Source organism: Streptomyces sp. NPDC002698 (genome assembly GCF_042888945.1).
In the GTDB taxonomy this organism is placed as follows: domain Bacteria; phylum Actinomycetota; class Actinomycetes; order Streptomycetales; family Streptomycetaceae; genus Streptomyces.
Window position 1 is genome coordinate 223,238 of the sequence record NZ_JBIAQM010000007.1, and the last position, 17,650, is coordinate 240,887.

Annotated in this window: 15 protein-coding genes; 7 read left to right on the forward strand and 8 right to left on the reverse strand. The window is 71.9% G+C overall.

Annotation, left to right across the window (positions count from 1 at the left end; genetic code table 11):
- Positions 1–111 precede the first annotated feature (111 nt).
- Positions 112–1,542, forward strand: a complete 1,431-nt coding sequence (locus ACFYW9_RS13550; protein WP_389148722.1) for a cytosine permease — start codon at positions 112–114, stop codon at positions 1,540–1,542.
- Positions 1,543–1,684: 142 nt separating this feature from the next.
- Here the strand turns inward: ACFYW9_RS13550 and ACFYW9_RS13555 are convergent, their stop codons facing one another.
- On the reverse strand, positions 1,685–2,773 hold the full coding sequence (locus tag ACFYW9_RS13555; RefSeq protein WP_389148725.1) for a branched-chain amino acid aminotransferase: 1,089 nt from the start codon (positions 2,771–2,773) through the stop codon (positions 1,685–1,687).
- A gap of 278 nt (positions 2,774–3,051) precedes the next feature.
- Positions 3,052–4,095, reverse strand: coding sequence for a 3-isopropylmalate dehydrogenase (locus ACFYW9_RS13560; protein ID WP_351868723.1), 1,044 nt, complete (start codon positions 4,093–4,095; stop codon positions 3,052–3,054).
- A 142-nt stretch (positions 4,096–4,237) separates the two neighbouring features.
- On the opposite strand from ACFYW9_RS13560, the gene ACFYW9_RS13565 reads away from it, so the two are divergent.
- Complete coding sequence (locus ACFYW9_RS13565) at positions 4,238–5,839, forward strand: purple acid phosphatase family protein (RefSeq protein WP_389148729.1); 1,602 nt, start codon at positions 4,238–4,240, stop codon at positions 5,837–5,839.
- A gap of 112 nt (positions 5,840–5,951) precedes the next feature.
- On the opposite strand, the gene ACFYW9_RS13570 is transcribed toward ACFYW9_RS13565, so the two are convergent.
- Both ACFYW9_RS13570 and ACFYW9_RS13575 read right to left on the reverse strand, forming a co-directional pair.
- On the reverse strand, positions 5,952–6,083 hold the full coding sequence (locus ACFYW9_RS13570; RefSeq protein ID WP_103550476.1) for a hypothetical protein: 132 nt from the start codon (positions 6,081–6,083) through the stop codon (positions 5,952–5,954).
- Positions 6,084–6,354: 271 nt separating this feature from the next.
- Complete coding sequence (locus ACFYW9_RS13575; RefSeq protein WP_389148732.1) at positions 6,355–6,897, reverse strand: GNAT family N-acetyltransferase; 543 nt, start codon at positions 6,895–6,897, stop codon at positions 6,355–6,357.
- Between the two features lie 198 nt (positions 6,898–7,095).
- Here ACFYW9_RS13575 and ACFYW9_RS13580 point away from each other — a divergent pair, with 198 nt between their 5' ends.
- Together ACFYW9_RS13580 and ACFYW9_RS13585 are read left to right on the forward strand one after the other, a co-directional pair.
- A complete protein-coding gene (locus tag ACFYW9_RS13580) occupies positions 7,096–8,013 on the forward strand; it encodes an alpha/beta fold hydrolase (protein ID WP_389148735.1) in 918 nt (305 codons plus the stop codon).
- A gap of 52 nt (positions 8,014–8,065) precedes the next feature.
- Positions 8,066–8,272: a DUF5988 family protein gene (locus ACFYW9_RS13585; protein ID WP_351868712.1), complete on the forward strand. Its 207-nt coding sequence runs from the start codon at positions 8,066–8,068 to the stop codon at positions 8,270–8,272.
- Positions 8,273–8,387: 115 nt separating this feature from the next.
- On the opposite strand, the gene pruA is transcribed toward ACFYW9_RS13585, so the two are convergent.
- Positions 8,388–10,019, reverse strand: a complete 1,632-nt coding sequence (gene pruA, locus ACFYW9_RS13590) for an L-glutamate gamma-semialdehyde dehydrogenase (protein ID WP_351868709.1) — start codon at positions 10,017–10,019, stop codon at positions 8,388–8,390.
- Positions 10,020–10,057: 38 nt separating this feature from the next.
- Complete coding sequence (locus tag ACFYW9_RS13595; RefSeq protein ID WP_351868705.1) at positions 10,058–10,984, reverse strand: proline dehydrogenase family protein; 927 nt, start codon at positions 10,982–10,984, stop codon at positions 10,058–10,060.
- A 164-nt stretch (positions 10,985–11,148) separates the two neighbouring features.
- Between ACFYW9_RS13595 and ACFYW9_RS13600 the strand changes: the two genes are divergently transcribed.
- Positions 11,149–12,495, forward strand: coding sequence for a PucR family transcriptional regulator (locus ACFYW9_RS13600; protein ID WP_389148740.1), 1,347 nt, complete (start codon positions 11,149–11,151; stop codon positions 12,493–12,495).
- Positions 12,496–12,504: 9 nt separating this feature from the next.
- Here the strand turns inward: ACFYW9_RS13600 and ACFYW9_RS13605 are convergent, their stop codons facing one another.
- Positions 12,505–13,926, reverse strand: a complete 1,422-nt coding sequence (locus ACFYW9_RS13605; RefSeq protein ID WP_389148743.1) for a PLP-dependent aminotransferase family protein — start codon at positions 13,924–13,926, stop codon at positions 12,505–12,507.
- A 293-nt stretch (positions 13,927–14,219) separates the two neighbouring features.
- On the opposite strand from ACFYW9_RS13605, the gene ACFYW9_RS13610 reads away from it, so the two are divergent.
- Positions 14,220–15,305 (forward strand): MFS transporter, encoded by a 1,086-nt coding sequence (locus ACFYW9_RS13610; RefSeq protein ID WP_389148961.1) that lies wholly within the window; start codon positions 14,220–14,222, stop codon positions 15,303–15,305.
- A 19-nt stretch (positions 15,306–15,324) separates the two neighbouring features.
- Here the strand turns inward: ACFYW9_RS13610 and ACFYW9_RS13615 are convergent, their stop codons facing one another.
- Positions 15,325–15,900 carry a TetR/AcrR family transcriptional regulator gene (locus tag ACFYW9_RS13615; RefSeq protein ID WP_382790998.1) on the reverse strand — a complete coding sequence of 192 codons (576 nt, stop codon included), beginning with the start codon at positions 15,898–15,900 and terminating at the stop codon, positions 15,325–15,327.
- Positions 15,901–16,023: 123 nt separating this feature from the next.
- On the opposite strand from ACFYW9_RS13615, the gene ACFYW9_RS13620 reads away from it, so the two are divergent.
- Positions 16,024–17,628 (forward strand): MFS transporter, encoded by a 1,605-nt coding sequence (locus tag ACFYW9_RS13620; protein WP_389148747.1) that lies wholly within the window; start codon positions 16,024–16,026, stop codon positions 17,626–17,628.
- Positions 17,629–17,650 lie beyond the last annotated feature (22 nt).

Below are 17,650 nucleotides of genomic sequence, written 5' to 3' on the forward strand. Positions count from 1 at the left end.
TTCATGGAAGGGAAACATTGACGGACAAGCATCGGAGGCGCCACATTGAGCGTCGCTCTAACTCGTGATGCTGCCCGCACCACGCCAGGCGGCCGTCAAAGGAGACCAGCCATGCCGATCGAACAGCGCGGAGTCGACACCATCCCCGAGGAGGAACGCACCAGCGGGCCGCGCGACCTCATATCGATCCTGCTCGGTTCCAACCTCTGCCTCGGGGTGATCATCTTCGGCTGGCTGCCGCCCTCGTTCGGGCTCGACTGGTGGTCCTCCGTGAGCTCGATCGTCGCAGGCACGGTCGTCGGGACGGCGCTCACCGCGCCGCTGGCCCTGGTCTCCCTGCGGACCGGCACCAACCTCTCCACCTCCTCCGGCGCGCAGTTCGGCGTGCGCGGACGACTGGTCGGCTCGGTCGTCGGCCTGCTCCTCGCGCTCGGCTACACCGCGCTGACCGTGTGGATCGGCGGCGACGTGATGGTCGGCGTCCTCGGCCGCCTCTTCGGCCTGGAGGCGAACGGCCTGACGTACGCCGTCGTGTACACGCTGCTGGCCGCCGCCACCGTCGCGGGCGCCGTCTACGGCTACCGCGTGCTGCTCGCCATGTCCCGCGCCCTCGCGATCGGCATGTCGGCCCTGCTGGTGGTCGGCGTGATCGCGTACGCCCCGCACTTCACCACCGCCGCGCTCCCGGAGGCCGGCGGCTATCTGCTCGGCTCGTTCTGGCCCACCTGGCTGCTCGCGGCGGTCGCGGCCGGCCTGTCGGGCCCGATCGCGTTCATCACGCTGCTGGGCGACTACACCCGCTACATCTCCCCCGAGCGCCACTCCTCCCGTACGGTCCTGCACGGCACCTGGCTGGGCCTGATCGCCGGTCTCCTCGTCCCCCAGCTCTTCGGCACCTTCACGGCGTACGGGGCCCGCGCGGCCCTCGACTACGCGGGACCGCTGGTGTCCGCCTCCCCCGGCTGGTACCTGGTCCCGCTGCTGCTGGCCGCCTCCGCGGGCTCGGTGGGCAACGCCGGTCTGATGCTCTACTCGATGGGCCTCGACCTCGACGCGATCCTGCCCCGCGCCTCGCGCGCCCGCGCCACCTGCGCGGTCGCCGTCGTCGCCATGCTCTGCGTCTTCGTCGGCCACTACGCCTGGGACGCCCAGTCCGCGATGACCTCCTTCGTCCTGCTGCTGACCGCGATCGGCACCCCGTGGGCGGTCATCACCCTGATCGGCTTCGTCCGCTGCCGCGGGGTCTACGACCCCGACGCCCTCCAGGTCTTCAACCGCCGCTCCCGCGGCGGCGTCTACTGGTACCGGGCCGGCTGGAACGTCCGGGCCACGGCGGCCTGGGCCCTGGGCGCCTTCGTCGGTCTCCTGGCCGTGTCACTGCCGTCGTACGAGGGCCCGCTGCTGTCCCTGACGGGCGGGGTGGACTGCAGCTTCGTCCTGTCCGGCCTGGTCGGCGGTCTCGTCTACCTGGCGCTCACGGCGAAGGAGACGAAGGAGACGTCACAGCCGGTCGAATCCCGGCAGGAACCGGCTCGCGCCTAGAGCCGACTCCAGGTCGCTCAGCCGGGCGGCGCGGCCGTGACGGCGGCGGCCTCGCGCTCACCCGGGGCGCCACGCATCGAACGAACAGCCGGTCCCCGCACCCCTGTCGGGGGGACGGGAACCGGCGGGGGGTGCGGGCGGATCAGCCCAGGGGGTGCATCCAGCCGTGGGTGTCCTCGGTGATGCCGCGCTGGATGTCGAGCAGGGCCTCACGGAGGCGGAGGGTGACCTTGCCGGGCTCGCCGCCGGACTGGCGCCACTCGGTGCCGTCGCGCTTGACCGTGCCGACGGGGGTGATGACGGCGGCGGTGCCGCAGGCGAAGACCTCGGTGAGGGTGCCGTTCTCCGCGTCGGTCTGCCACTGGTCGATGGAGACGCGGCCCTCCTCGGCGGTGTAGCCGAGGTCGCGGGCGACGGTCAGCAGGGAGTCGCGGGTGACGCCCTCCAGGATGGAGCCGGTGAGGGACGGGGTGACGATCCTGTCGCCGTACACGAAGTACAGGTTCATGCCGCCGAGTTCCTCGATCCACTTGTGCTCGACCGCGTCGAGGTAGCAGACCTGGTCGCAGCCCTTGGCGGCGGCCTCCTTCTGGGCGAGGAGCGAGGCGGCGTAGTTGCCGCCCGTCTTCGCGTCGCCCATGCCACCGGGAACGGCGCGGACGCGGTCCTCGGAGAGCCAGATCGACACCGGCTTCACGCCGCCCGCGAAGTAGGCGCCGGCGGGCGAGGCGATGACGAGGAAGAGGTACTCGTTGGCGGGCTTCACGCCGAGGCCGACTTCGGTCGCGATCATGAAGGGACGCAGGTAGAGGGACTCCTCACCGCCGTGCGTGGGAACCCAGTCACGGTCCTGGCGGACCAGCGCGTCACAGGCCTCGATGAAGGTCTCCACGGGCAGCTCGGGCATGCCGAGCCGGCGGGCGGAGGCCTGGAAGCGCTTGGCGTTCTTGTCGGGGCGGAAGGTCGCGACGGAGCCGTCGGGCCGGCGGTAGGCCTTGAGGCCCTCGAAGATCTCCTGCGCGTAGTGCAGGGTCATGTTCGCCGGGTCGAGGGAGAGCGGTCCGTACGGGACGAGCTGGCCGTCGTGCCAGCCACGGCCCTCGGTCCACTTGATGGTCACCATGTGATCGGTGAAGTGGCGGCCGAACCCGGGGTTGACCAGGATCGCCTCGCGCTCGGCGGCGGAGAGCGGACTGGCGGAGGGCTTGAGCTCGATCGTGGGCTGCGTCATGAGTGGTTTTGTCCTTCACCGGTTGTATGTGACGGGCCGCGCTCACACCCGGACCGTCCGTGGCCACTGCTAGGACGTCCGAGCATTCCCTCGTTCCGCGGCTCCACCCTCGATTATCGCGCGCGGAGGACCATGGACGAAACGGCGTGAATACGGCCCTGGGAATGACCCGGGGATGCCCCGGGGACTGATGGTGGCACCCGGCGAGGGCACGGCAAAGCCGCCGGGTGCGGATGCGACCCGGCGGCTTCGCTACGGAACGTAGGTGGTGCGCCGGGTCAGCCGGCTACTCGCAGGGCGAGCGCGTCGCCGATCTCCTCGGTGCTGCGGGCGGGCTTGCCGACCCGCTCGGCGAGGTCGGCCGCGACGGCCTCCTCGATCCGGGCCGCCTCGGCCTCGTAGCCGAGGTGGCGCAGCAGCAGGGCGACGGACAGCACGGTGGCGCTGGGGTCGGCCTTGCCCTGGCCCGCGATGTCGGGCGCCGAGCCGTGCACGGGCTCGAACATCGAGGGGAACTCGCCGCTGGGGTTGATGTTGCCGGAGGCGGCGACGCCGATGCCGCCGGAGACGGCCGCGGCCAGGTCGGTGATGATGTCGCCGAAGAGGTTGTCGGTGACGATCACGTCGAAGCGCTCGGGCTGCGTGACGAGGAAGATCGTCGCCGCGTCCACGTGGATGTAGTCCGTGGTGACCTCGGGGAACTCCTCGGCCACCTTGTTGAAGATGTTCGTCCACAGGTGGCCGGCGAAGGTCAGCACGTTGTTCTTGTGGACCAGCGTCAGCTTCTTGCGCGGGCGGGCCTGGGCGCGGGCGAAGGCGTCACGGACGACCCGCTCGACGCCGAAGGCGGTGTTGACGGAGACCTCGGTGGCGACCTCGTGCTCGGTGCCCTTGCGGATGGTGCCGCCGTTACCGGTGTACGGGCCCTCGGTGCCCTCGCGGACCACGACGAAGTCGATCTCGGGCTGACCGGCCAGCGGGGTCTCGACCCCCGGCAGGAGCTTCGAGGGACGCAGGTTCACGTGGTGGTCGAAGGCGAAGCGGAGCTTGAGCAGGAAGCCGCGCTCCAGGACGCCGGACGGGACCGAGGGGTCGCCGATCGCGCCGAGCAGGATGGCGTCGTGCCCCTTCAGGGCGTCGAGGTCGGCGTCGGTGAGGGTCTCACCGGTGGCGTGGTAGCGCCGGGCGCCGAAGTCGAACTCCCTGGTCTCCAGCTTCACGTCCTGCGGGAGGACGGCGGAGAGGACTTTGAGCCCCTGGGCCACGACTTCCTGGCCGATGCCGTCACCGGGGATCACTGCGAGATCGATGCTGCGAGACATGACGGCACCGTACTCCTTGTCCCATGGAATGACACACGATGTCCGTCATACGGACAGGCAGGTGTCGCAGCACGTCTACGCTTCGACCCACGTTCACCCGTACGTATGAACGCCGTTGGCGCGGGCTGGGAACTTTCCAGACATGACCGCTCCCTCCACGGGGACCTCCCCCGAGTCCCCCGTCCCCGACGTCGGCATCCCGTACGAGCTCGCGCGCGACATGAGCATGGCGGAGCAGTACGCGTACCTGAGGACGAGGCTCACGCGGCGCCGGGCCCTCGTCGCGGCGAGCGCCTTCGCGGGCGGCGGGCTGCTGGCCGGCTGCGCCCAGGGCACCAAGGCCCCCGCCCGGGTGGCGTCCGGCTCCTCGCCGAACCCGGCCACCAGCCAGGTCCCCGGCTCCGCCGCCACGCCCTTCGGCCGCCACCTCGCCTTCGGCGCGGACCCGAAGACCCAGATGCGGATCTCCTGGCAGGTGCCGTTCGCGGTCAGGAAGCCGTACATCCGGGTGGGCTCGACACCCTGGGGCCTGAGCCGCAGGATCGAGGCCGAGGTCCGCCATCTGCACACCCCGGGCCTCACCGGGCAGCGCGCCGCCCTGGACCAGTACTACCTGCACGCGGCGCTCGACGGACTGCACCCCGGGACGACGTACTACTACGGAGTCGGCCACGAGGGCTTCGACCCGGCGAGCAAGGAGCGGCACCCCACGGTCGGCCGCTTCCGCACGGCGCCCGCGCACCCCGAGAAGTTCGTCTTCACCGCTTTCGGCGACCAGGGCGTCACTCCCGCCGCGCTGGCCAACGACAAGGTGCTCCTGGGCCGCGGTCCCGCCTTCCATCTGCACGCGGGCGACATCTGCTACGCGGACGGGATCGGGCTCGGCCAGCAGTCGGACGTCTACGACCCGGCCGCCTGGGACCTGTTCCTCAAGCAGACCGAGACGGTCGCGAAAACCGTGCCGTGGATGGTGACGACCGGCAACCACGACATGGAGGCCTGGTACTCGCCGAACGGCTACGGCGGCCAGTCGGCGCGCTGGGCGCTCCCCTCCAACGGCTTCGACCCCCGGAACGCGCCGGGCGCCTACTCGTTCGTGTACGGCAACGTCGGCATCGTCGCGCTGGACGCCAACGACGTGTCGTACGAGATCCCCGCCAACAAGGGCTACTCGGACGGCCGGCAGACCGCCTGGCTCGACAAGCGGCTCGGGGAACTGCGCAAGCAGGTCGACTTCGTCGTGGTCTTCTTCCACCACTGCGCCTACTCGACGTCGACGCACGCCTCCGACGGCGGGGTGCGCGACGCCTGGGTGCCGCTGTTCGCCAAGCACCAGGTGGACCTGGTGATCAACGGACACAACCACGTGTACGAGCGCACCGACGCCATCAAGGGCGGCAAGGTGGGCAGGCAGGTTCCGGTGGGCGCCTCGACCGATCCGACCCGGGACGGGATCGTGTACGTGACGGCGGGCGGCGCGGGCAAGAGCCTCTACAGCTTCCCCACCGGGGTCGAGGACAGTTACGAGGGCAAGGTCACGCGCCGCGAGTCCGTCAAGACGTTCCACTGGACGAAGTCGAAGCAGCGGAAGGCGGACACCGTGGAGTGGTCCAGGGTGCGGTACACCGGCTTCTCCTTCCTCTCGGTGGAGGCGCAGGCGGGCCCCTCGCCCCGGCTCACGGTGTCGGCGCTGGCCCAGAGCGGCAAGCGCATCGACCACTTCGAGGTACGGCGCGGAAGCTGAAGGCCACGGCACCGTGCGGCGTCCGGCGCGGCCGGGGCGAGGTGCGGCGCGGGGCACCGCCCCACGCCGCACCTTTCACGGGCGCGGCTCCCGGATACGAGGGCGGCGGGCCTCAGTGGCCCGTCGCTCCGCCGTTGTCCCTGCGGTCGAGGGCGCGCTGGAGCGCGGCGGCGGCGTTCTTGCGGTCGGACTCGCTGCTCGTGCGCGAGAGGTGACGGACTCGGCGGACGGTCGTCTCGGCCATGATGAATCGACTCCTTGCCTCCGGCGTCACGCCCACACGGGCGGCCGGAAGTGCGATGAGGGATTTACGAGACGCCGGAAGGGGCGGGGAGCGGTGCCGCAGGGGTTGCCTGCCAAGGGCTCCGGCTCACGACCGCCATTCGCTTGGTCGAGCGAGACGTTCGGCTCCTACCAAGCTAGGTGAGGACCGCGCATCTGTCTCCATGATTACTCGGACTTCCTACTATCTGAGACGGCGGATTACGTCACACGGCCGCGACCTGGGGTTTCACTCAGAGCACGTCACCCTCGCGCCAGTCGAAGACCAGCGCGTACGCCGGGTCGAGGGGGCCCCGCACGGTGCCGGGACGGACGAAGGTGGCGCCCTCCTCCTCGGGGAGGCGGACGGCCCCGCCCGGAGCGAGCACACACACCTGGCCCGGCCAGAGCCGCCAGCCCCGGGCCGTGTAGAGAGCGGCCCCGTCCTCGCTCGCGGAGAGCGCGCCGAGTCCGTACGCACCCTCGATGATCCGTTCCAGCTCGGCCATCACCCGTCCGCCGAGCCCCGTGCGGCGCACATCGGCGCGTACACCGACCGCCTCCACGTATCCGACCCGCAGCGAGCGGCCGCGGTGCAGGACGCGCCGCTGGATCACCGAGCCGTGCGCCGCGAGGCCCCGGCCGTCGTGGACCAGGACGTGCAGGCCCCCGAGCGCGTGGTCCCAGTCCTCGTTCCTGAGGTCCCCGTCGAAGGCGTCCTCCAACAGGGCGCGTGCGGCGTGGAGTTCGGCGGGGCCGAGATCCGCCGTATGGGCGATCCGCAGTCGGGTGGCCATGCGGTCAGTATTCACACGGGAGACGGGAATCCCAGCCCTCCGGCCCACCGGTCGGCAGGCGGAGGCCGTCCCGGCGCGGCCCTTCACGGCGGCCACCCTCGGAGATCTAACCTTTAAAAACATCTTGACCAGTTAGGGGCGAGCGTGCTGGACTGTTCTCACCATCAAAAAGACTTTCAGGGGTTAGGGGATCCGATCATGCGCAGCCACCCGGTCCATCGCCCGGTCCACCACCGCACCACCACCGTCGGCGGCCACCGCATCGCCTACCGCGAGGCGGGCCCCGCGGACGCTCCCGTCCTGCTCCTGCTGCACGGCTTCCCGTCCAGCTCGCACATGTTCCGGGACCTGCTGCCGCTGCTCGCCGACCGCTACCGCCTGATCGCCCCCGACCACCTCGGCTTCGGCCGCTCGGACGCCCCGGCGGCCGCCGACTTCCCGTACTCCTTCGACCGCCTGGCCGAGATCACCGGGGAGTTCACCGAGCGGCTCGGCCTCAAGGAGTACGCGCTCTACATCCAGGACTACGGCGCCCCGATCGGCCTGCGCCTGGCACTCGCGCACCCCGATCGGGTGACCGCGATCATCACGCAGAACGGCAACGCCTACGAGGAGGGTCTGGGCGCGGACGCCTGGGCGCCGGTGCTGGCGCTGATCGCGGAGCGCACACCCGGGACCGAGGCGCCGGTCCGGGCGATCAGCGGCCCGGACGGGATCCGGTGGCAGTACCTGACCGGCGTGCCGGACCCGACCCTGGTCAGCCCCGACGCCTACGAGCACGACACCGCCCTGATGGCCCGCCCCGGCCAGCCGGAGATCCAGCTCGACCTGATCGCGGACTACGGCTCCAACTTCGCGCTCTACCCGGCGTTCCAGGAGTACTTCCGCACCAGCCGGGTCCCGCTCCTGGCCGTCTGGGGAGGCGGCGACGAGATCTTCGTCCCGGAGGGAGCGCTCGCCTTCCGCCGCGACCTCCCGGACGCCGAGATCCATCTGCTCCCCACGGGGCACTTCGCCCTGGAGACGCACGCGGCCCAGATCGCGGCCCTCGTCCGGGACTTCCTCGGCCGCGCCGCGACGGCCGACGGCCGCGAAGCGCGTCACCCGCACGACTGATCCTCGGCGCGGCATGCCACATCGGGCTCCGGCAACGGGAAACGGTGACGGCATGAACGACACGACCAGAGCACTGCTCGAGGGCGGCCCGGACGACCTGCCCGAACGGATCGTCCCGGCCCCGGACCCCGGATCGGACGTGAAGATCGCGTTGCGTGGTGGCTACGAACACTTCAGGGCGACCCCGCGGCACGCGGACTCGCCGGAGGGCAGGCTGCCCGTGTACGAGTGGTGGGAGCGGACGGAGCTGCCCGGATAGCCCCGCGGGGCCGGAAGCTGGAACCGCCCCCGCTCCACGGACGGGGGAGACCGTGGGGCGGGGGCGGAGTGGGTGACGGGCGGCCGGCCCGGGGGCCGGCGGCCGCGTTCGGCTGTCAGCCCATGTGCGGGTAGCCGTAGTCGGTCGGCGGGACCAGCGTCTCCTTGATGGCGCGGGTCAGCGTCCAGCGCATCAGGTTCTGCGGGGCGCCCGCCTTGTCGTTGGTGCCGGAGGCGCGGCCGCCGCCGAAGGGCTGCTGGCCGACGACGGCGCCGGTCGACTTGTCGTTGATGTAGAAGTTGCCCGCCGCGTAGCGGAGCTTCTCCATCGTGTACGCGGCCGCCGCGCGGTCGCCGGAGATGACCGCGCCGGTGAGGGCGTAGTCGGACGCCGACTCCATCTGGGTCAGCATCTCGTCGTACTTGTCGTCCTCGTAGACGTGGACGGCGAGGAAGGGGCCGAAGTACTCGGTCGTGAAGACCTCGTTCTCCGGGTCCGAGCACTCGACGACGGTCGGGCGCACGAAGTAGCCGACGGAGTCGTCGTACGTGCCGCCCGCGACGATCGTGCAGGTCGGGTCGGCCTTCGCGCGGTCGATGGCCGCCTTGTTCTTGGCGAACGAGCGCTCGTCGATGACCGCGCCGATGAAGTTCGACAGGTCGGTGACGTCACCCATGGTCAGGTGGTCGACCTCGGCCGCGAACTCCTCCTTGAAACCGGAGTTCCAGATGGAGGCCGGGACGTAGGCGCGGGAGCTCGCCGAGCACTTCTGGCCCTGGTACTCGAAGGAACCGCGGGTCAGGGCGGTCTTGAGGACCGCGCGGTCCGCCGACGGGTGGGCGACCACGAAGTCCTTGCCGCCGGTCTCGCCGACCAGACGCGGGTAGGAGCGGTACTTCTCGATGTTGTTGCCGACCGTCTTCCACAGGTACTGGAAGGTCTTGGTCGAGCCGGTGAAGTGGATGCCGGCGAGGTCGCGGTGCTCCAGGGCGACCTTGGAGACCTCGATGCCGTCACCGGTGACGAGGTTGATGACGCCCTTGGGCAGGCCCGCCTCCTCCAGGAGCTGCATCAGCAGCACGGCGGCGTGGGTCTGCGTCGGGGACGGCTTCCACACGACGACGTTGCCCATGAGCGCCGGAGCGGTGGGCAGGTTGCCCGCGATCGCCGTGAAGTTGAAGGGCGTGATCGCGTAGACGAAGCCCTCCAGCGGACGGTGGTCCATGCGGTTCCACACGCCCGGGGAGTTCGCCGGCGGCTGCTCGGCGAGGATCTGGCGGGCGTAGTGGACGTTGAAGCGCCAGAAGTCGACGAGCTCGCAGGGGGTGTCGATCTCGGCCTGCTGGGCGGTCTTCGACTGGCCGAGCATGGTGGAGGCGGCCAGCGTCTCGCGCCAGGGACCGGCCAGCAGCTCGGCGGCGCGCAGGATGATCGCGGCGCGGTCGTCGAAGGCCATCGCGCGCCAGGCGGGGGCGGCGGCGAGGGCCGCGTCCACGGCGTCCTGGGCGTCCTGCTGCGTGGCGTTGGCGTAGGTGCCGATGCGCGCCTTGTGGTTGTGCGGCTGCACGACGTCGAAGCGGTCACCGCCGCCCATGCGCCGCTCGCCGCCGATGGTCATCGGCAGGTCGATCGGGTTCTCGGCCAGCTCCTTGAGCTTGACCTCCAGGCGGGTGCGCTCGGGCGAGCCGGGGGCGTAGCCGTGCACCGGCTCGTTGACGGGGGTGGGGACCTGGGTCACAGCGTCCATGTTTTCCGTAACTCCTTGAGTCGAGCGGGTGTTCGGTCTCAGCCCTTGGTGAGGATCGAGCGGGCGAAGAAGAGCAGGTTGGCCGGCTTCTCCGCCAGGCGCCGCATGAAGTAGCCGTACCAGTCGGTGCCGTACGCGGTGTAGACGCGCATGCGGTGGCCCTCGGCGGCGAGCCGCAGGTGTTCGTCGCTGCGGATGCCGTAGAGCATCTGGAACTCGTACTCGTCCAGTTTGCGCCCGGCCGTCCGCGCCAGCTCCTGGGCGATCGAGATGAGACGCGGGTCGTGGGACCCGATCATCGGGTAGCCCTCGCCCTCCATCAGGATCTTCAGGATGCGGACGTACGCCTTGTCGGTCTCGGACTTCTGCTGGTACGCGACCTCGGCGGGCTCCTTGTAGGCGCCCTTCACCAGACGGACGCGGCTGCCGCTCTCGGCGAGGCGGCGGGCGTCGGCCTCGGTGCGGAACAGGTAGGCCTGGATCACACAGCCGGTCTGCGGGAAGTCCTTCCGCAGCTCCTCGTGGATCGCGAACATCGAGTCGAGGGTGGTGTGGTCCTCGGCGTCCAGCGTGACGGTGGTGCCGATGGCGGCGGCGGCCTCGACGACCGGACGGACGTTGGCCAGGGCCAGCTCGTGGCCGCCCTCCAGGGCCTGTCCGAACATCGACAGCTTGACCGACATCTCGGCCTTGGTGCCGAGGTCCAGCTGCTTCAGCCGCTCGATGAGCTCCAGGTACGCGTCACGGGCGGCGTACGACTGCTCGGGGGTCGTGATGTCCTCGCCGACGACGTCCATCGTGACTTCCAGGCCCTTGCCCGTGAGGTCCTTGATGATCGGGACGACCTGGTCGACGGTCTCACCGGGGATGAAGCGGTCGACGACCGGCTTGGTCACCGGGGCGGCCGAGATCAGACGGCGCATCTTGTCGCTGCGCGAGGCGGCGAGAATCACGGGACCCAGCACGGGGCACCTCCACAACGAAGTCAGCAGGAGGCCGAGTCCCGACGATTCGGGTACGGCACGGAGAACCACCGTGAAACCTAGGGATATCCACGATCCTGGGCCATCGACAGCTGTCACGCATCCCTGCCCCGGATCTCAGACATATGTATGAAGGGCTCGCGGAAATGCGCGAGAATACCGGGGTGAGCGGTGAACACAGAGGCGACTACCAAGAGCTGGTCGACGAGATCTCGGCGCTCCTCGGCGTCCCGGCGACGCTGGAGAACCGCGATTTCGAACTGATCGCCTTCGGCGCGTACGACAGCGAGGGCGACCTCGACCCGTCCGCCCTGGACCCCGTGCGCACCCGCTCGATCCTCACCCGGCGTTCCACCACCGCGGTCCGCACCTGGTTCGAGGGCTTCGGCATCACCCGCGCGACCGGGCCCGTCCGTATCCCGCCGACCCCCGAGGCCGGGGTCTACCGGGGGCGGATCTGTCTCCCCGTACGCCATCGGGGCGTCGTCCTCGGCTATGTCTGGCTGCTCGACGACGACCCGGGTCCCACCGACGCCCAGCTCGCGGGGGCGATGCAGGTGACCTCCCGCATCGGCGCGCTGCTCGCGGACGAGGCCCAGGCCGGCGCGGATCTCACCCGGGAGCTGCGGGCCGTCCTGACCGCCGAGCGCGGCTGGCAGCGGGACATGGCGGTGGCCGAACTGCGCACGGCGCTCGGCCCGCGCGGCGACGGTCTGCACACGGTGGTGTGCGTGGCCCCGTGGCCCTCGGCCGACCCGGACGACGCCCCTTCCGCCCGTACGGTGCCGGGGACGACCGCCCTGTGCACCATCCCGTGGGGCACCACCGGCCAGAGCCTGGCCCTGCTGGTCCGGCTGCGTTCGCCCGACGTCCTGACTCCGGCGCTGACGGCGGCCGGACGGTTCGTACGGGAGGCCGGGGGAGCCCGCGGCGCGGGTACCGCCTCCACCGCGGGCGTCCGGGGCCCGGGCACCGCCTCCGGGGTCGGGCGGGGTGCGAGCTCCCCCACCGGCCGTCCGGGTGCCGCGACGCACGGCGGCGGTCCAGGGTCCTCCTCCGGCGCCGGTCCCGCGTCGCACGGGACGGTGGCCGCCGGGGTCGCCGGGGCCCGGGAGGGGCTCGGGGAGCTGGGCGCCGCCTGGCGCGAGGCGGCGGCCGCCGCGCGTGCGGTGCTGGCCGAGCCGCGGCTCGGTCCGGTCGCCGAGTGGGGGGCGATCGGCCCCTTCCGGCTCCTCACCGCGCTGCCGCCGGACGCCGCCCACGACCCCGCCGTGAGCGCCCTGTTGGGCATCGCCCACCGCGAACTCGCCCGTACAGCCGAGGTGTTCCTCGACCGGGCGGGGCAGGCCGGGCGCACGGCGGCCGAGTTGGGCATCCACCGCCAGACGCTGTACTACCGCCTGTCCCGCGTGGAGCAGCTCACCGGCCTGGACCTGGACGACGGCGAGGACCGACTGCTGCTGCACATGGCACTGAAGGGCGCCCGCCTCTGAAGCCTGCGGTCAGGCCTGGCGGCGAGCCTTGCCGGTCAGCAGGTCGCCGACGGTCGCGATTCCCTCGGCGATCGCCCGCTCCCCCACGTCACCGAAACCGAGCACCAGCCGGGGCGGTGTCGCCGACCCGTCCGAGCGGCACGGGCTCATGCCGTACAGGCCGACGGCACGTTCCCGGGCCGCGAGGACGACGGACCGCTCGTCGGTGGCCGGCGCCAGGTGCAGGACCGCGTGGAAGCCGGCGGCCAGGCCGGTGAGCCGGACCTCGGGCGCGTGCGCGGCCAGCGCGTCGACCAGGGCGGTGCGCCGGGCCGCGTAGAGCGTGCGCATCCGGCGCAGATGGCGGTCGTGGCGCCCGGACTCGATCAGTCTGGCCAGGGCGAGCTGATCGAGGGTCGGGGAGCCTCGATCGCTCAGGAGCTTGGCCTCCGCCAGCGAGGCGGCGAGCGCGGGCGGGCAGAGGATCCAGCCGAGGCGCAGCGCCGGGGCGAGCGACTTGCTGACGGTGCCGATCGAGACGACCCGGTCGGCGGCCAGGCCCTGGAGCGCGCCGACGGGCTCCCGGTCGTAGCGGAACTCGGCGTCGTAGTCGTCCTCGATGACGTACGCGTCCCGGCGCATGGCCCACTCGATCAGGGCGATCCGGCGTTCGGGGGCGAGGACGACCCCGGTGGGCCACTGGTGGGCCGGGGTGACGATGACGGCACGGGCCCCGGTCGCGTCGAGCGCGCGCACGTCGACACCGTCCTCGTCGACCGGCACGGGCACGGCCGTGAGAGCCGCGGCGCCGGCGGCGGCCGACGCGGTGGCGGGGCCGCCCGGATCCTCGTACGCCACCACCCGCACCCCGGCGAGCGCCAGGCCGCGCAAGGTGAGTCCGAGCCCCTGCGCGTAGCCGGAGCAGACGACGATCCGTTCGGGGTCGGCCGCGGCCGCGCGCACCCGGCGCAGATATCCGGCCACGACCTCGCGCAGCGCCGAACTCCCGCGCGGATCGCCGTAGTCGAGATCCGACGTCGGCATCGCGCGGGCCGCCTCGCGGGTGGCCCAGAGCCAGTCGGCGAGCGGGAAGCTCCCCAAGTCCGGTACGCCGTGCCGGAAATCGGCGATCAGCCGTGGGGCGGCCCGGCCCCGGGGCGCGGGCGCGGGCGGCACGTGCGCTCCCGCGGCGACCCGGGTGGCGGAGCCGACCCGGGTCACCAGATAGCCCTCCGCCTGGAGTTGGGCGTAGCAGTCCTGGACGAGACCGCGGGACAGACCGAGTTCGCGGGCGAGCCCGCGGGAGGAGGGAAGCCGTTCCCCGGCGCCGAGGCGGCCCGTGCGGATCGCGTGGCGAAGCTGCCGTTCGAGCTGGACCCGCAGGTGCTCGCCGCTGTCGCGGTCGACGGACAGCAGCAGGGCGGGTGACGAACCGGTCCACTGCGGAGGCATGGAATTGGAGCTTACCGGCGGTCCGGCCGGAGCCTAGCGTCGTTCGCATGATGCCTTTCCCGATGCGACGGACCTCCCGGCCGACCACGCGGACGCCGGTCGCGGCGCCCGCACCGCCCTCGACCGCGTCCCCGAAACCCCACCCGACGTCCGCAGCGGCGGAGGGGGCGGCAGCGGCAGAGGGGGCGGCCGTTCCGGCAGGCGGGGCGGCAGCGGGTGTGGCGCGTCCGGCCGAGGGATCCGCCGGGCGGCCTCCGCTGCTCACCCGGCCCCTGATGCTCCGCTTCGTGAGCATGATCGGGGCGTCGGTGAGTTTCTTCCTGCTGCTGTCGGTCGTCCCCGCCTACGCCACGGCCTCGGGGGCGGGCCCGGCCACCGGCGCGCTGATGCTGGCCACCGTGCTCGGCGAACTGGGCGCACCCCGTCTGGTCGCGCGCTACGGCTACCGGGCCGCGCTGACCGCCGGCCTCGCGCTGCTCGGCGCTCCGGCGCTGGTGCTGACCTTCTCGCACTCGCTGGTGTGGATCGTGCTGGTGTGCCTGGTCCGCGGCCTCGGCTTCGCGCTGACGCTGGTGGCCGGCGGGGCGCTGACCGCCTCGCTGATCCCGGCCGAGCGGCGGGGTGAGGGGCTGGCGCTGGTGGGCGTGGTCTCGGGCGTGCCGTCCCTGATCGCCCTGCCGCTGGGCATGTGGCTGGCCGGGCGCGTCGGCTTCGCCCCGGTAGCCGTCGCCGCCGGGGTGGCCGCGCTCGCCGCCGTCGCCTCGGTGCCGGGTCTGCCCGGCCGGGAGCGGGCGTCGGAGAAGCCGGTGGGGATGCTGGCGGCACTGCGCACCGGTCAGCTGGCGCGGCCCGCGGCCGTCTTCGCGACCACGGCTGTCGCCACCGGGATCGTCGTCACCTTCCTGCCGGTGGCGGTGCCCACCGCCGCCTCCTCGGTCGTCGCGGTGGCCCTCTTCGTGCAGCCCGCAGCGTCGACCGCGGCCCGGTGGGCGGCGGGCCGGTACGGCGACCGGCACGGGCCCGCGGGGCTCGTGGTGCCGGGTCTGCTCCTGTCGGCCGGTGGCATGCTGATCACCGCGTTCACCGGGAGCACGGCCGCCGTCCTGACCGGGGTGGCCGTCTTCGGAACCGGCTTCGGCATCGCGCAGAACGCCACGCTGAGCCTGATGTACGCACGGGTCCGGGCCTCCGGCTACGGCACGGTCAGCGCGCTGTGGAATCTCGCCTACGACGGCGGCATGGGCGTCGGCGCGCTCGGCTTCGGTGTCCTGGCCGGACCGTCGGGGTACCCGGCGGCGTTCACCGTCACGGGCGTCCTGATGCTGCTGGCGCTGGTCCCGGCGCTCCGGGACCGGCGCGTCCCCGCCCCCCGGGAATGAGCGGGGGGATCGCCCTCGTTCACCCCGCCTCGCGCACCCCTTCGATCACCTGGCGCAGCCCCTCGGTCAGGGCGTCCCCGTCGGGGGCGGTCTTCGGGTCGAAGGTCCACTGCGCGATGAGGCCCGTCATGAGGGTCAGGTAGAAGCGGCCCAGCGTGTCCGCGGACTCGTCGGTCACCTCCTCCTCGGGCACGCCCATGAGGATCGCGACCAGGCCCCGCCCGCCCTCCCGCTGGGCGCGGGCCAGATGGTCGCGCACCTCGGGCAGCTCGATGGTCATGACCTCCATGCTCAGCCGCCACAGCGAGCCGGGCTCGCGCATGGTGCCGACGATGTTCGACCAGACCTCGCGGAACCGCTCCAGCGAGCCGGGCGCACCGCTGATCCCGGTCACCCCGTCGCCGTCGAAGGGCATCTCCTCCACCAGGGCGACATAGGCCTGCGCGAGGAGCGCGTCCTTGGATCCGTAGTGGTAGCCGATGGACGCCAGGTTCGTCCCCGACTCCTTGACGATGTCGCGCGCCGTGGTGCGCGCGAAGCCCTTCTCCAGCAGGCAGCGCTTGGCGCCTTCGAGCAGATCCTCACGGTGTCCCATGCCGGTCACCCTACCCCCGATTCAGACAAGCGTCCCATACGTCCGTCAAGGACAGCTGTTTGATACGCACGTCTTAAACGCACGTACTAGACAAGCGTTTAAGACGCCCGTACAGTCCCTGCCATGACGAACCCGACGAGCACGACTCCCGCCTCCGGCGCCCCCGGCGCCCTGGCCGGCCGCCGCGAATGGACCGCCCTCGGTGTCCTGATGCTTCCGCTGCTCCTGGTCTCGATGGACGTCTCCGTCCTCTACTTCGCGATCCCCTCGATCAGCGCGGACCTGGAGCCGAGCGGCACCCAGCAGCTGTGGATCTTCGACATCTACGCGTTCGTGCTCGCCGGCCTGCTGATGACGATGGGCTCCCTCGGCGACCGCGTCGGGCGCCGCAAGCTGCTCCTGTTCGGCGCCGCCGCGTTCGGCACCGCCTCGGTGCTGGCCGCCTACGCGAACAGCGCCGAGATGCTGATCGCGGCCCGCGCGGTCCTCGGCGTGGGCGGCGCGACCCTGATGCCGTCGACCATGGCGATCATCCGGACGATGTTCACCGACCCCGGACAGCGCACGAAGGCGATCGGCCTGTGGTCCGGCGTCATGACCGGCGGCATCGCCCTCGGTTCGGTGATGAGCGGAGTCCTCGTCCAGTACTTCTGGTGGGGCTCGGTCTTCCTGGTCAACCTGCCCGCGATGGCGCTGCTGCTGGTCCTCGGCCCGTTCCTGCTGCCCGAGTCCAGGAACCCCGAGCCCGGCCGCTTCGACCTGCCGAGCGTTCCGCTGTCGATGGCCGCCGTCCTGCCGGTGATCTACGGCGTCAAGGAGATCCCGTCCGAGGGCTGGAAGACCGAGTACGTCGTCTCGGTCCTCGTCGGCCTGGTCTTCGCCGCCCTGTTCGTCCACCGCCAGCGCACCGCGAGGTCGCCGCTGATCTCCCCCGCCGTGTTCCGCGGCCGCGGCTTCGCACCCGCGGTCGTCCTCAACCTGATCTCGTCCTTCGGCATGATGGGCTCGGCGTTCTTCACCACCCAGTACCTCCAGTCGGTGCTCGGGAAGAGTTCCATGGCGGCCGCCCTGTGGTCCCTGCTTCCCACCGTCCTGGTGGGCGTGGCCGCGCCGGTCGCCGCGCAGCTCGTGCAGAAGGGCGTCCACCGCGCCCACGTCGTCTCCGGCGGATTCGTCGTCGCCGCCTGCGGCTACGGCCTGCTGGCCCTCGCCGGCACCGACTCCCTGTGGCTCGTGCTGGCCGGCGCGGGCGTCCTCGCCTCCGGGATCGTCACCGTGATGTCGCAGATGATGGACCTGGCCCTCGGCACCGTGCCCCTCGGCAACACGGGCGCCGCCGCCTCCCTGCTGGAGACCGGGGCCGAGTTCGGCGGCGCCCTCGGCATGGCGGTCCTGGGCTCCATCGGCACGGCGGTCTACCGCCACGACATCCCGGCCGGCGTCCCGACCGCGGCCCACGAGACGCTGGGCGGCGCGCTGGCCGTGGCCGGCGGGCTGCCGGGCGACGCCGGGCGGGCGCTGACCGACGCCGCACGGGAGGCGTTCACCCACGGCATGCAGGCGGCGGCCGTGGCGGGCGCGGTCCTGCTGCTGGGCGCCGCCGTCCTCGCCACGGCGAGCCTGCGCAAGGTGGCGGTGCGCGAGAGTGGCGACGCCGTCGACGACGGGACCGGCGAGCCGCTCCGGGCGGCGGCTCCGGAGCAGAACGGCGGCCTGACTCCCGTCTGAGGCCCGCCCACCGGGCGAACGA

Excerpts from the sequence above, each read along its gene's own strand:
- ACFYW9_RS13615 (WP_382790998.1), bottom strand. The coding sequence starts at position 15,900 with ATGGGACACCGTGAGGATCTGCTCGAAGGCGCCAAGCGCTGCCTGCTG.
- ACFYW9_RS13570 (WP_103550476.1), bottom strand. The coding sequence starts at position 6,083 with ATGGCCGAGACGACCGTCCGCCGAGTCCGTCACCTCTCGCGCACGAGC.
- ACFYW9_RS13605 (WP_389148743.1), bottom strand. The coding sequence starts at position 13,926 with ATGCCTCCGCAGTGGACCGGTTCGTCACCCGCCCTGCTGCTGTCCGTC.
- ACFYW9_RS13620 (WP_389148747.1), top strand. The coding sequence starts at position 16,024 with ATGACGAACCCGACGAGCACGACTCCCGCCTCCGGCGCCCCCGGCGCC.
- ACFYW9_RS13565 (WP_389148729.1), top strand. The coding sequence starts at position 4,238 with ATGACCGCTCCCTCCACGGGGACCTCCCCCGAGTCCCCCGTCCCCGAC.
- ACFYW9_RS13585 (WP_351868712.1), top strand. The coding sequence starts at position 8,066 with ATGAACGACACGACCAGAGCACTGCTCGAGGGCGGCCCGGACGACCTG.
- ACFYW9_RS13600 (WP_389148740.1), top strand. The coding sequence starts at position 11,149 with ATGCGCGAGAATACCGGGGTGAGCGGTGAACACAGAGGCGACTACCAA.
- ACFYW9_RS13575 (WP_389148732.1), bottom strand. The coding sequence starts at position 6,897 with ATGGCCACCCGACTGCGGATCGCCCATACGGCGGATCTCGGCCCCGCC.
- ACFYW9_RS13560 (WP_351868723.1), bottom strand. The coding sequence starts at position 4,095 with ATGTCTCGCAGCATCGATCTCGCAGTGATCCCCGGTGACGGCATCGGC.
- ACFYW9_RS13580 (WP_389148735.1), top strand. The coding sequence starts at position 7,096 with ATGCGCAGCCACCCGGTCCATCGCCCGGTCCACCACCGCACCACCACC.
- ACFYW9_RS13610 (WP_389148961.1), top strand. The coding sequence starts at position 14,220 with ATGATCGGGGCGTCGGTGAGTTTCTTCCTGCTGCTGTCGGTCGTCCCC.
- ACFYW9_RS13550 (WP_389148722.1), top strand. The coding sequence starts at position 112 with ATGCCGATCGAACAGCGCGGAGTCGACACCATCCCCGAGGAGGAACGC.
- pruA (WP_351868709.1), bottom strand. The coding sequence starts at position 10,019 with ATGGACGCTGTGACCCAGGTCCCCACCCCCGTCAACGAGCCGGTGCAC.
- ACFYW9_RS13555 (WP_389148725.1), bottom strand. The coding sequence starts at position 2,773 with ATGACGCAGCCCACGATCGAGCTCAAGCCCTCCGCCAGTCCGCTCTCC.